General features: G+C 62.5%; 10 protein-coding genes and 1 pseudogene. 9 read left to right on the forward strand and 2 right to left on the reverse strand.

What is annotated here, in order from left to right:
• The first annotated feature begins 47 nt into the window (after positions 1–47).
• The 4 genes from GA0061098_RS33180 to GA0061098_RS33195 all read left to right on the forward strand — a co-directional run bounded on the left by GA0061098_RS33180 (position 48) and on the right by GA0061098_RS33195 (position 4,002).
• Positions 48–1,628 carry a coiled-coil domain-containing protein gene (locus GA0061098_RS33180; RefSeq protein ID WP_129591004.1) on the forward strand — a complete coding sequence of 527 codons (1,581 nt, stop codon included), beginning with the start codon at positions 48–50 and terminating at the stop codon, positions 1,626–1,628.
• Between the two features lie 62 nt (positions 1,629–1,690).
• Complete coding sequence (locus GA0061098_RS33185) at positions 1,691–2,734, forward strand: TAXI family TRAP transporter solute-binding subunit (RefSeq protein ID WP_091965708.1); 1,044 nt, start codon at positions 1,691–1,693, stop codon at positions 2,732–2,734.
• A complete protein-coding gene (locus tag GA0061098_RS33190) occupies positions 2,731–3,360 on the forward strand; it encodes a hypothetical protein (protein ID WP_245323769.1) in 630 nt (209 codons plus the stop codon). The genes GA0061098_RS33185 and GA0061098_RS33190 overlap by 4 nt, the downstream gene beginning before the upstream one ends.
• 24 nt (positions 3,361–3,384) lie before the next feature.
• Complete coding sequence (locus GA0061098_RS33195; protein WP_245323772.1) at positions 3,385–4,002, forward strand: DsrE family protein; 618 nt, start codon at positions 3,385–3,387, stop codon at positions 4,000–4,002.
• A 60-nt stretch (positions 4,003–4,062) separates the two neighbouring features.
• Here GA0061098_RS33195 and GA0061098_RS33200 read toward each other — a convergent pair whose 3' ends face one another.
• Entirely contained in the window at positions 4,063–4,806 is a 744-nt protein-coding gene (locus GA0061098_RS33200; protein ID WP_091965650.1) for an SDR family NAD(P)-dependent oxidoreductase, read from the reverse strand.
• A 147-nt stretch (positions 4,807–4,953) separates the two neighbouring features.
• On the opposite strand from GA0061098_RS33200, the gene GA0061098_RS33205 reads away from it, so the two are divergent.
• The 5 genes and pseudogenes from GA0061098_RS33205 (at position 4,954) to GA0061098_RS33220 (ending at position 11,226) form a co-directional block, all read left to right on the forward strand.
• Positions 4,954–5,724: a methyltransferase domain-containing protein gene (locus tag GA0061098_RS33205; RefSeq protein WP_091965651.1), complete on the forward strand. Its 771-nt coding sequence runs from the start codon at positions 4,954–4,956 to the stop codon at positions 5,722–5,724.
• Positions 5,725–5,922: 198 nt separating this feature from the next.
• The gene (locus tag GA0061098_RS33210) at positions 5,923–6,924 is read left to right on the forward strand and encodes a DctP family TRAP transporter solute-binding subunit (protein ID WP_091965652.1); all 1,002 of its coding nucleotides are present in this window, start codon (positions 5,923–5,925) and stop codon (positions 6,922–6,924) included.
• A gap of 155 nt (positions 6,925–7,079) precedes the next feature.
• Positions 7,080–7,553 (forward strand): annotated as a pseudogene (locus tag GA0061098_RS46400) (TRAP transporter small permease); the annotation flags it as partial.
• A gap of 261 nt (positions 7,554–7,814) precedes the next feature.
• On the forward strand, positions 7,815–9,056 hold the full coding sequence (locus GA0061098_RS46405; RefSeq protein WP_430649285.1) for a TRAP transporter large permease: 1,242 nt from the start codon (positions 7,815–7,817) through the stop codon (positions 9,054–9,056).
• A 241-nt stretch (positions 9,057–9,297) separates the two neighbouring features.
• Positions 9,298–11,226 carry an alkyl/aryl-sulfatase gene (locus tag GA0061098_RS33220; RefSeq protein WP_091965654.1) on the forward strand — a complete coding sequence of 643 codons (1,929 nt, stop codon included), beginning with the start codon at positions 9,298–9,300 and terminating at the stop codon, positions 11,224–11,226.
• Between the two features lie 182 nt (positions 11,227–11,408).
• Here GA0061098_RS33220 and GA0061098_RS33225 read toward each other — a convergent pair whose 3' ends face one another.
• Positions 11,409–12,479 carry a glycosyltransferase family 4 protein gene (locus GA0061098_RS33225; protein WP_091965655.1) on the reverse strand — a complete coding sequence of 357 codons (1,071 nt, stop codon included), beginning with the start codon at positions 12,477–12,479 and terminating at the stop codon, positions 11,409–11,411.
• Positions 12,480–12,576 lie beyond the last annotated feature (97 nt).

A 12,576-nucleotide genomic window follows, 5' to 3' on the forward strand; every position in this document is an offset into this window, starting at 1 on the left:
TGCGCCGACCGATTGATACTGCACCCAGGGACGGAGAAGACATCTGGGTGGAAGATGCGACCGGGGTTGTTGACCTCGCTCGCTGGTCGCCTCAAGCAGGCAAATGGGTCTCCAAAGACGGTGCTCCAATCAACGCCGAGCCGACCCATTGGTATCCCGAAACTGAGGACATTGACCCAGAGGGCGAACCATTGGGCAATCCGCTCGCAGCGGCTGTCATTTTGCTTCCCGCGATCCTGATTGGAGCGGCCTTACTGGGTGTGTTCGACACTTTCGGCGCACGAACGATTCCGGAAATGGCGCAAATCGGCGGCGAGAATGCCCTCCGCTTCGACCAACGGCCGGAAATAGGGGCGGGGTCGCAAGCGCTCCTTCAGCGCGAAGCGAGCGGAGCCCTGACGTACACGGTGCCGGCAGGCATGGTGCAGCCTGAGCCAGGGCCCGATCGAGATGCTTTGCACAGTCATGCGCGCGCCAGTGAACTGGACGAGGCGCGCAGGGAACTTGACGAGGCGGTCCAGCACGCGCACGCGGCAAAAAATGCGGCGGACGAGTTGCGGCAGTCGCTGCAACAGGAGCAAGCGCGCAACGCTGCGCTTGCGAACGAAGTTGCCGAATTCCGCCGCGAGATCGATGCCCGCGACGCAGGATCGCGGAAGGCGGAGGATGTGGCCGCGCAGCAGAGAGAGGCGGCGCAGCGGGAGATCGCAGAACTAGAGCAGTCTCTGCAGCGCGAGCGGGAAAATAGCGCCGTCCGCGCAAGGCAGGTGAACGCCGCGCAGGCAGCGGCGGCGAGCGCTGAGCAGGAACGCCACGAGGCGCAGTCGCGCGCCGCCGCGCTCGCGAGCGAACTCGCCGGAATGCCTCGCCGCTTGCCTATGACGGAAGCTGCGACCGCGGAGCAAAGCCCGACGGCGGGCCTGGAGATTGCGGAACTGCGGCAGTCCCTGCAGCAAGAGCAAGAAAAGAATGCCGTTCTCGTCACGGAAGCCAAAGCAGCACAGGCAGCAGGTGTCGATGCCGATCGACAACGCCGCGCTCTCGAAGAGGCTCAGGCGCACGCCGCTGCGCTGGAGAGCGAACTTGCCGAAGTGCGCCGGGAGATCGAAACCCGCAACGTGCAATTTCGCGAGGCCGAAAATGCGACCCGGCAGCAGAGACAGGCAGCCGAACGAGAGATCAGTGAACTGCGGCAGTCGCTGAAACAGGAGCTGAGCAAAACCGAGGCCAGGGAGAGAGACCTTGCACGGCGCTCCACCCATGAGCGCGTCCTCGCCGAGCGAGCAAATGCCGCCCCGGTCTCGCCGGCGACGCGGAGCGTGGAAGTGGCGGCGCCACCGACCGACGCAGTCAAGAACGAGGCGGAGGCCCGTTTGATGCCGCGTGCCAGGGCGCTGCTCGATCAGGGAAATATTGGTGCAGCACGCATTGTACTCGAGCTCGCGGCTGAGAAAGACATTGCGCAGGCAAGTTTCATGCTCGCCGAGACCTACGATCCGGCGGTTCTATCCGCCTGGGGTACTTATGGAACTCGCGGCGAAGCGGCCAAGGCGCGCGAACTCTACGCGAAGGCATACAGGGGCGGTATTCGCGAAGCAAAGGAACGGCTGGATGCGTTGCGACCCTGAGAATGGGCTCCTTGCAGTCCGAGAGACGAAAGCTTGCGGTGGCTGAGCCGGAAGGGAACGACATGAACAAGGCGCCAAAGTCACGTTCGTTGCTCCAGCTCACTTGGTTGGTGCCGGTCGCTATGATGCTTCAAACGGCCTGCCTGGAATCGCAAACGGCGAGAAATGCCAAGGCCGATGCCCAATTCGACCAACGGCCGCTTCCGAAAGAGAGCGAAAAGGACCGGATGAACGCCTGGACGGTCGGGCTCGCCGGAGGCCTGCTCGAGGGCGCGCCGATCCGCCTCGCCGCAGAAATGGCTCGCGTCGTCGACGACGGAGCAGACCTGCATCTCCTGCCGATCGTCACCCGGGGCGCAACCGACAATCTGAATGCGCTGCTCTATTTGCGCGGCGTCGATACTGCCATCATCAATTCCGACGCGTTCGAGGAGTATAAGATTCAGGCACCGCAGATCAAAAGCCGCATCACCTATCTGCTCAATCTCTTCCCATCCGAGCTGCACATTTTTGTGCGGCCTGAAATCACAAGCCTGCAGGATCTTGTCGGCAAGAAGGTGAACTTCAACACCCTGGGCACCGCGGCCGCCTATTCAGGACCACTGATCTTCAGCCGTCTCGGGCTCGATGTCGAAAAGACATTCATCCCGCATCAGGTTGCCCTGGAACAGATGCGCAAAGGCGAAATGTCGGCCGTGGTGTTCATCACCTCGAAACCCGTCGATGCCTTCGTAAAGGGCCGCTGGGAGGCTGGATTCAAGTTCCTCCCGATCGGTTACGACAAGAAGTTCGAGGACTATTATCTGCCCGCGACCTTGGACGCCAATGAGTATCCCAACCTGATCAAGCAGGGTGAGCGGATCTCGACCATCGCGGTCCCGACAGCGCTTGTCGCTTTCAACTGGTCGCCGGGCTCCAATCGCTACCAACGCGTGGCTCGCCTTGTCGAGTACCTGTTCTCGCGCATCGATCGCCTGCAGGCACCAGGCTTCGATCCGAAATGGCAGTCGATCAATCTTGCGGCATCCGTCCCGGGTCTCACACGCTTCCAAGCCGCGCAGGAATGGCTGGATCGCAAAGCGCGCAGCGTACAGGCGAGGCCATGAAGACTGCCGCTCCGCCGCTCGCTGTCGCCTTCAACGTCGCCTGCGGTATCGCCTACGCGCAAAGTACGAGCGATCCCATGGAAACACTTAGGACTTGTTCGGCGATGGAGGGACAAGCCCGGCTGGAATGTCTGCAAGACGTATCGCGCAAGAACCCACCGTCCAGTCGGAGTAGCCGGGATACTGCGTGGATCGTCAGCGAGACGACTTCGCCAGTCGATTATCTGCCGGTCGTCACCGCCACCGCCACTTCGGTCGGCAGCTCGGATGGCGCCGCGATGCAGCTCGCGATCCACTGCCGCAGAGGCCGCACGGAAGTCATAGTCGCCGGACCGGCGCTGTCACGCAGCGCCAACGAATACGTCATCTCCTTTCGGCTGAATGCGGATACGCCAATGCAACTCGCAGCAGCGTCGCCGTCATTTGGCTCCGGCGTCGCTTTCGGGGGCGACGTCGTAAAGTTGTTGAGCTCACTACCCGACGACGGCCACATCGTTGTGAGCCTTTTCACCCGTACTGGCCCGGTGCAAGGCGGACAATTCCTGCTCAGCGGATTCGAAAACGTGCGCAAGAAAATGGCGGCTGCATGCAAATGGCCACATGCCGTCGCCAGACCGGGTAGGTGATGGTCAGGAAATGGGAAACACGAGATGATCACTCCAAAATTGGTGATGGCAGTCATCGGCGGCTTGACGATAGGGTTTCTGCTCGGACCAAGCGCGCAGGCGCAGCAGGACAACCAGTGGATCCCGCAGGCGCGCGAGAAGAGCCAAGCGAGCAGCGCGAAGCATCAGGGTGGACAGAAGCAGGTAAGCAAGCCGCGGCAGAATCACGCGATCAGGCAGGATCCTGCGAACAACACGAAGATGGCTCAGGCCACAAAAACCGAGAGCGCGAAAAAGCCGCACCGGCTGGTGCTGCAGGTCAATTCCAACGAACCTGCGATGATGAACCTCACGCTCAACAATGCGAGCAACGTCGCGCAATACTATCGCGATCTCGGTGAACCGGTGTCGATCGAGGTTGTCACCTTTGGTCCCGGCCTTCACATGCTGCGCGATGACACCTCGCCGGTAAAGCCGCGCATCGAGGTGCTCGCGATGAGCCATCCCGAAATCTCCTTTAAAGCCTGCGGCAACACGCAGGAAAACATGCGCAAGGCGGAGAACAAGGACATAAGCCTGATTCCACAGGCCACGATCGTCAAATCCGGCGTCGTCCGCGTCATGGAGCTGCAGGAGCAGGGCTGGAGCTACGTCAAACCGTGAGGTCCGGCGGCAAACGGGACGTGGCGTGCGTTCGCGGGCCGTGGATTCAGGAGGCCAACCCTAGAACTGATACCGCCGCAGGCCGCCATCCACCGGGATCACCGTGCCCGTGATGTAGCGTGCCACCGGTGAGGCCAGAAACACTGCCAGTGCCGCAAGGTCTTCCGGCTCACCCCAATAGCCGACCGGAATCTCTTCCTCCGCAAAGCGCTCGCGATAATCAGGCGCGTAGTTGCGGCGGATCTGCTCGCTCATGATGCGGCCGGGCGGGATGCAGTTGATGGTGATGCCGTGCTCGCCGATCTCGCGCGACAGGCCCTTGGCCCAGGCGTGCACGGCGGCCTTGGCGGCGAACGCCGCGTTGAGGCCTTCTGGCTCGGACTTGCCGGTGATGTTGACGATGCGGCCCCATTTGCGTTCGATCATCTGCGGCAGCAACGCATGCGCGATGCGGCGGTAGCTGGTGAAATTCAGCGCGATCGCCTCGTCCCATTTGCTGTCGGGGGCATCGACCGGCAGCGGCCGGCTGCCGCCGGCATTGTTGATGAGGATGTCGACATGGCCGAGCTCCTTCACCGCAAAGGCCGCGATCCGCTCCGCCGCGTCCTTGGCCATGACGTCCTGCTCGAACGGCGTGATCAACCCGCCATCGACCTGTTTCACCAGCTCGGCGAGAAGATCGGTGCGCCGCGCCACGCCGACCACGCGCACGCCCTCGGCGGCGAGGCCCTTGGCGATGGCGCGGCCGATGCCGATGCTCGCGCCGGTGACGACAGCGGTTTTCGATTTGAGCCCGAGGTCCATGGTGACACGCTCTCTTGTTTGGTTCTTGCTTATTGCTGTCCGCTTCCTGCCCGTCCCGCGGGCCTTGCGAATTGCCTGAGCGGGACGAGCAGTGGTAACCAAGAGCGACGTTGAAGGAAACACGAAAAAGAAAAAGGCGTTGGGACGATGGTCTGGGATCCGCAGCAATACTTAAAATTCTCCGGTCACCGGCTCCGGCCCGCCGTTGACCTCTTGATGCGGATTCCGGATTTTGCCCCGCGCGAGATTGCTGATCTCGGCGCCGGCGCCGGCAACGTGACAAAACTCATCAAGGAGCGCTGGCCGGAGGCGAGCGTGACCGGCGTCGAGGGCTCCGCCGAGATGGTTGACGCCGGCCGCAAGGCTGCACCCGATGTGGAATGGTCCCACGAGGACCTCGGCCATTGGCGCCCCGCCAAGCAATACGACTTGATCTATTCCAATGCCGCACTGCACTGGCTGCCCAATCATGCGGCGCTGATTCCATCGGTGATGGAGAAGGTGAAGCCCAGCGGCATGCTTGCGGTGCAGATGCCGCGCAACTTTCTGGCGCCGTCGCATGTGCTGATCGGCGAGACCGCGCTCGATGGTCCGTGGCGATCCAAGGTCGAGCATCTCGTGACGCCGCCGCCGGTCGAGGGGCCGGCGTTCTATCACGATCTTCTTGCGCCGATGTCGGCCAACACCGACATCTGGGAGACCGAATATCTGCAAGTGCTCGAAGGCGAGAACCCAGTCAAGGAATGGACCAAGGGGACCTGGCTGACGCGCTATCTCGACGTGCTCGCAGGCGAGGAGAAGATCGCATTCGAAGCCGCCTATGGCGCGCGGGTTGCGAAGGCCTATCCGAAGAATGCGACGGGGCAGACCATGTTCCCGTTCCGCCGCCTCTTCATGGTCGCGCAGCGCAAGAGCTGATGCACTGCCGCAATGCGACATAAGCGCTCGTTCCCCTGGACGGAAGCAGGTGCCGGGTTGCGTAGACAGCGCTCGTCAAGATAGCTTGGCTGCGGCAAATTGGGCTTAGGTCTAGTTGTTCGGCCTGCGGATTGCTGCCACTACTCAAACCGGAAAACAAAAAAGCACCCGGTTTGTCGAGGTTGTTGGGAGGTCTTGATGCGCAAACTGCTTCTTGCGGTCGCGGCGGCCGCGCTGATTCTGGCCCCTGCCGCTGCGCAGGCCCAAACTCCGATCGTCATCAAGTTCAGCCACGTCGTCGCCAACGACACCCCGAAGGGGAAGGGTGCGCTGAAGTTCAAGGAGCTCGCCGAGAAATACACCGACGGCAAGGTCAAGGTCGAAGTCTACCCGAACTCCACGCTCTATAAGGACAAGGAGGAGATCGAGGCGCTGCAGCTCGGCTCCGTGCACATGCTTGCCCCTTCGACCGCCAAATTCGCGCCTCTTGGCATCAAGGAGTTCGAGGCGCTCGATCTGCCCTGGCTATTCAAGGACGACCAAACCTATTCCAGCGCGATCAAGGGCACTATCGGCAAGTGGCTATTCCAGAAGCTCGAGGCCAAGGGCATAACCGGGCTCGCTTACTGGGACAACGGCTTCCACATGGTCTCCTCGAACCGTCCGCTGATAAAGCCGACGGATTTCCAGGGCCTCAAGTTCCGCATCTCCGGATCCAAGGTCGCCGACCAGTATTTCCGTCTGGTCGGCACGATCCCACAGATCATGGCGTTCTCCGAAGTCTACCAGGCGCTGCAGACCGGCGTGGTCGACGGCTGCGAGAACACAGCATCGAACTATTTGACGCAGAAGTTCTACGAGGTGCAGAAGGACATCACCGTGTCTTATCATGCGCACCTGCAATATGCCGTCATCGTCAATTCAAAGTTCTGGTCTGGTCTGCCGCCCGATATCCGCACCCAGCTTGACAAGGCAATGACGGAGGCGACCGATTACACCAACTCGATCGCGCGCCAGGAGAACGAGGACGCGCTGGCCGAGATCAAGAAGACGGGCAAGACCAATCTGCATTACCTTACCGACGCCGATCGCAAGGCGTGGCAGGAGGCGATGCAGCCGACTTACAAATGGGCAAAGGGCAGGGTCGGGCAGGAAGTGCTCGACCTCGTCGCCAAGGAACTCGACGTCAAGATGAACTGACGGCCGCGCCCTGACAAGAACAATAGCAACGGTCGGGGGTGATCGCACTCCCGGCCGTTTCGCTCTTGAATGGACGAGCCAATGCTGGGGGAACGAAGTTGCTGCGTGTGCTGAATCGTGTGCTCGATCATCTCGAGGAATGGCTGATCGCGACGATGATCGCGGCTGCGACGTCGCTCATCTTCGTCGCCGTGCTGCACCGCTACGGCGCCGGGCTGTCGATCGACATCGCCAAATGGGCGGAAGCCCGCAACCTGACTTTCCTCGCCGTCCCGGCGCGCGCGGCATTCGTCTGGCTTGCCGCGCTCGATTTGTCCTGGGCGCAGGAACTCTGCATCTACATGTTCATCTGGATGGCGAAGTTCGGTGCCGCCTACGGCGTGCGGACCGGCATCCATGTCGGCGTCGATGTACTGGTCAACATCCTGCCCGGCGGATCGCGCCGTCGCGTCATCACCTTCGGTCTGTTGTGCGGCGCTCTCTTCACCGCCATCGTCGCCTATTTCGGCGCGGCGTTCGTCGGGCAGATGTGGCAGACCGGCCAGCAGTCCAACGATCTGGAAGCGCCGATGTGGATGGTGTATCTCACCATCCCGCTCGGCTCCGGCCTGATGTGCTTCCGCTTCCTGCAGGTCGCCTGGGCCTTCCATCGCACCGGCGAGCTGCCGCATCACGACATGGCGGGTGTCGAGGGCGTCGAGGCGGATCCGGTGCATCCGGCGCCGGTCACGCATAGCCAGGTCGTCCGCGACGAGCGCAGCCCGCTCGGCTGGATACTGATGCTGCTGCCGGTCCTGATCGTCGCGCTGTGCTTCGCGCATGCGGGTCACGTCATCACGCTGCCGCAGGGCTTGCGCGTCCTCATCGTGTTCGCGCTTCTGCTCTCCTTGATGCTGACGGGCATGCCGATCTCGATCGCGCTTGGCCTCACCGTGCTCAGCTTCATGTTCACCTTGACCGACGTGCGCACGGAATCGGTGGCGCTGAAGCTGTTCACCGGCATCGAGAATTTCGAGATCATGGCGATCCCGTTCTTCATCCTCGCCGGCAACTTCCTGACCCATGGCGGGGTGGCGCGGCGGATGATCACCTTCGCGACCTCGCTGGTCGGCCATTGGTACGGCGGTCTCGCGCTGTCGGGGGTGGTCGCCTGCGCGCTGTTTGCCGCCATTTCCGGCTCGTCGCCGGCGACCGTAGTGGCGATCGGCTCGGTGATCCTGCCGGCGATGGTCGCGCAAGGCTTCCCGAAGCGGTTCGGCGCGGGCGTGATCACGACGTCGGGCTCGCTCGGAATTCTCATTCCGCCGTCGATCCCGATGGTTCTCTACGCCGTCTCCACCAACAGCTCGGTCGGCAAGCTCTTCATCGCCGGCATCGTGCCGGGATTGGTCCTGGCCACGCTTCTTGGCGCAACCACATTTTATCGGGCCTGGCGCAACGACTATCCGCGGATGCCGAAGGCAACGCTGCGCGAGCGCTTCGATGCCTTCCGCAAGTCGATCTGGGGCATCCTGCTGATCGTGATCGTGATCGGCGGCATCTACAGCGGCCTGTTCACGCCGACCGAAGCTGCCGCCGTCAGTGCGGTCTACGCCTTCATCGTCGCCGTGTTCATCTACAAGGACCTGAAGCTGAGCGACGTGCCGCGGGTGCTGCTATCGTCCGCGAACCTCTCGGCGATGCTGCTCTATATCATCACCAACGCCGTCCTGTTCTCGTTCCTGATGACTTACGAGAACGTGCCGCAAGCGCTGGCGCAATGGATGATCGACCAGGGCCTGGGGTGGATCGGCTTCCTGCTCCTCGTCAACCTGCTGTTGCTGCTGGCCGGTAACGTGATGGAGCCGTCTTCGATCATCCTGATCATGGCTCCGATCCTTTTTCCGGTCGCGATCAAGCTCGGCATCGACCCGATCCATTTCGGCATACTGATGACAGTCAACATGGAGGTTGGTCTCTGCCATCCGCCTGTCGGCCTCAACCTCTACGTCGCCTCCGGCATCGCCAAGATGGGGATCACCGAGCTCACGGTCGCGGTGTGGCCCTGGCTGTTGACGATGCTCGGATTCCTGGTGGTGGTGACGTATTGGCCGGGTCTGTCGTTGTGGCTGCCGCGATTGTTGGGGATGTAGCCACGAGTTCTGAATCCCTCTCCCCTTGTGGGAGAGGGTGGCTCGCCGCGCAGCGGCGAGACGGGTGAGGGGTATCTATCCTCGCGGACGCTCTCGCGAGCGGAGAGATACCCCTCATCCGGCGCTTCGCGCCACCTTCTCCCACAAGGGGAGAAGGGAAGAGCATCCGTATTGCCGCCGGCGATGGCAATCACCCGCCAGATGCGGTTAGATGCCGCGCAACTGGCGGGGAGGAGCAAACATGACAGAACCCAGCAGCGAGCCAAAGGACGCGACGCCGTCCGTCATCGCGCAGCAGACGGCGATGCTGAACGCGCTGCCGTTTTCCGACACGCGGGATTTCGACGACGCCGCGCGTGGCTTCCTCGGAACGATCGAGAATGCGACGATCACGAACCCGCAAGGGAGGACGGTCTGGAGCCTCGAGCCTTACGGCTTTCTGTCCGACGAACAGGCGCCGCCCACGGTCAATCCGAGCCTGTGGCGGCAGTCGCGGCTCAACATGCAGCACGGCCTATTCGAGGTCGTGCCCGGTGTCTATCAGGTACGCGGGCTCGACATCGCCAACATGACGCTGATCGAGGGCGACAGCGGCGTCATCGTGGTCGACACGCTGACCTCGATCGAAGGGGCACGGGCCGCGCTGGAACTTTACTTTACGCATCGCGGCCTGAAGCCCGTTGCTGCCGTGATCTTCACCCACACCCACACCGATCATTGGGGCGGCGCGCGCGGCGTGCTGGAGGAAGACGCACTCGCAACCGGCCGCGTGCCGATCATCGCTCCGAACCTGTTCATGGAGCACGCCGTCTCCGAGAATATCATCGCAGGCCCCGCGATGCTGCGCCGGGCGCAGTACCAGTTCGGGCCGCTGCTCGCCAAGGGGGCGCGGGGGCAGGTCGATTGCGGGCTCGGCAAGTCGATGGCGGCAGGATCAGTAGCTCTGCTGCGCCCGACCGATTTGATCATGGCGACCGGCGACAGGCGCGTCATCGACGGCGTCGAATTCGAATTCCAGATGGCGCCGAACAGCGAAGCACCGGCGGAGATGCATTTCTTCATTCCGCGCTACAAGCTGTTGAACCTCGCCGAGAACTGCACGCACAATTTCCACAATCTGCTGCCGTTCCGTGGTGCCGACGTGCGCGACGCGCTGGCCTGGTCAAAATATCTGGGCGAGGCCTTGCAGCTCTGGGACGGCAAGGCGGAGGCGATGTGCGGCCAGCATCATTGGCCGGTGTGGGGAGCTGAGCGCATCGGCACGATGATCCGGCAGCAGCGCGATCTCTACAAATTCGCGCATGACCAGACCATCCGCCTGATGAATCACGGCCTCACCGCGGCCGAGATCGCCGAGACGATCCAGCTGCCGAAGAGCCTGGAAGGCGCCTGGCACGGCCGCGGCTATTACGGCCACATCCGGCACAATGTGAAGGCGATCTACCAGAAATATCTCGGCTGGTACGACGCCAACCCGGTCAATCTCGATCCGCTGCCGCCGGTGGAGTCAGGCAAGAAGTACGTCGTGTATATGGGCGGGGCGGATGCGATCCTCGCGCGGGCGCGTGCGGATTTCGACAAGGGCGAATTCCGCTTTGTCGCCCAAGTGCTCGGCCATCTCGTCTTCGCCGAGCCTGACAATGCGGCGGCGCGCGGTCTGCTGGCCGACACGCTGGAGCAGCTCGGCTACGCCGCAGAAAGCGCGACCTGGCGCAACGCCTATCTGTTCGGTGCGCAGGAATTGCGCCAGGGCATGCCGAAGGTGCCGGCGCGCCCGCCGATGCCGCGCGAGACGCTGGCGGCGCTACGCACCTCGCAGCTCTGGGACGTGCTCGGCATCCGCCTCAACGGTCCGAAGGCGGAAGGCAAGCACATCGTGCTGAACTGGAGCTTTTCCGATTCCGGCGAGACCTTCGTGCTCAATCTGGAGAACTGCGCGCTGACCTATACCGAGGGCGTGCAGGCAGAGGGCGCCGATGCCAGCTTCACGCTGGCGCGCGCAACGCTTGACGAGGTGATCGCCAAGCTGACGAGCTTTCCGGAGGTGGTGGCTGCCGGCAAGGTCAAGCTGTCGGGCAACCCGATGAAGCTCGCCGAGCTGATGGGCCTGATGGACGAATTCCCGCGCATGTTCGAGATCGTGGAGCCGAAGCGGGCGGTGGTGAGGTAGGCGCTTTCGCAACAATCCCGGTGTCGTCCCGGCGAAAGCCGGGACCCATAACCACAGGATTGCGTTTTTGCGCGAGCTGGCAACTCCGAGTCTTCGCAAAATTAATACTGCGAAGTATGCGTCCCGGATCGGCGCGCGCTTAGGGCGCGCTTGTCCGGGACGACAGTTGTGATTGTGGCAGCCTACTCCGCGCTGCTCACCAGCTTGATCCGCGGCGACTGTTCCTCGGCGAGGCTGCGATAGGCGGCGAGGTAATCCAAAGCCATTCGCCGCGCCGTGAAACGCGTCTCGAACTGCTTGCGGATCGCGGTGCGGTCGAGTTGCGGAAGGCGATTGACGACGCCGGCTGCGCTGAGGACGTCCTCGACGACGAAGCCGGTCAGCCCCTCGTCGATGATCTCCGGCACCGAGCCGCGGTTGAAGGCGACCACCGGCGTTCCGCAGGCCATGGCTTCGATCATCACGAGGCCGAACGGCTCCGGCCAGTCGATCGGCAGCAGAAGGCCGAGCGCGCCGCTCAGAAAGTCCGACTTCTCGTGATCGCTGATCTCGCCGATGAACTCCACCAGCGGATTGTTCTCGATCATCGGCCGGATCAACTCGTCGTAGTAATCCTGGTCGGCACGATCGACCTTGGCCGCGATCTTCAGCGGAATGCCGCAATGGGTCGCGATCTTGATGGCACGGTCGACGCCCTTCTCGGGCGCGATGCGGCCGAGCACGGCGAGATATTCCTGTTTCGCCGGCTTCGGCGTCAGCAAATTCTCCGGAAGACCGTGATGAATCGTCGTCACCCAGTTCGCTTGCGGCACCGGCCGTCGCTGCGCATTGGAGATCGAAATGACGGGCATCTTCGAGAAGGTGTTGAACACCGGCTGATGCTCCGGCAGGTCGAGCCGGCCGTGCAGCGTGGTCAGGAATGGCGTCGGCTGGCGGTGGAACAACGACCACGGATAATAGTCGAGATGGAAGTGGAGGAAGTCGAACTCCTCGTCGTCACATTTTTGCCGCACACGCTCCAGCAGCACCATGTGCAGTGCATTGGGGTCACGCACGGAACCGTCGAGACGGAGCGCCTTGGGCCACAGCGCATCCAGCTTGGCTGATGTCTGCGAGTCGCCGCTGGCGAAAAGCGTCACGTCGTGCCCGAGGGCCACCAGCTCTTCCGTCAACCAATGCACCACCCGCTCGGTGCCGCCATACAGCTTGGGTGGAACAGCCTCCGTCAACGGAGCAACCTGCGCGATGCGCATCTCACCATCTCCTTTGTGCGATCATGATCGTAGAAAGCCCCCGCTTGTCGGCACCGGCAATGCCAGCCAAGGGAACGTTCCCGCACTTGCGAAGTTC

The sequence above is a fragment of the Bradyrhizobium shewense genome, assembly GCF_900094605.1.
Classification (GTDB): Bacteria; Pseudomonadota; Alphaproteobacteria; order Rhizobiales; family Xanthobacteraceae; genus Bradyrhizobium; species Bradyrhizobium shewense.

Coding starts and splice junctions, on each gene's coding strand:
- GA0061098_RS33185 (WP_091965708.1), top strand. CDS start 1,691: ATGAACAAGGCGCCAAAGTCACGTTCGTTGCTCCAGCTCACTTGGTTG.
- GA0061098_RS33190 (WP_245323769.1), top strand. CDS start 2,731: ATGAAGACTGCCGCTCCGCCGCTCGCTGTCGCCTTCAACGTCGCCTGC.
- GA0061098_RS33195 (WP_245323772.1), top strand. CDS start 3,385: ATGATCACTCCAAAATTGGTGATGGCAGTCATCGGCGGCTTGACGATA.
- GA0061098_RS33200 (WP_091965650.1), bottom strand. CDS start 4,806: ATGGACCTCGGGCTCAAATCGAAAACCGCTGTCGTCACCGGCGCGAGC.
- GA0061098_RS33205 (WP_091965651.1), top strand. CDS start 4,954: ATGGTCTGGGATCCGCAGCAATACTTAAAATTCTCCGGTCACCGGCTC.
- GA0061098_RS33210 (WP_091965652.1), top strand. CDS start 5,923: ATGCGCAAACTGCTTCTTGCGGTCGCGGCGGCCGCGCTGATTCTGGCC.
- GA0061098_RS46405 (WP_430649285.1), top strand. CDS start 7,815: ATGCTGACGGGCATGCCGATCTCGATCGCGCTTGGCCTCACCGTGCTC.
- GA0061098_RS33220 (WP_091965654.1), top strand. CDS start 9,298: ATGACAGAACCCAGCAGCGAGCCAAAGGACGCGACGCCGTCCGTCATC.
- GA0061098_RS33225 (WP_091965655.1), bottom strand. CDS start 12,479: ATGCGCATCGCGCAGGTTGCTCCGTTGACGGAGGCTGTTCCACCCAAG.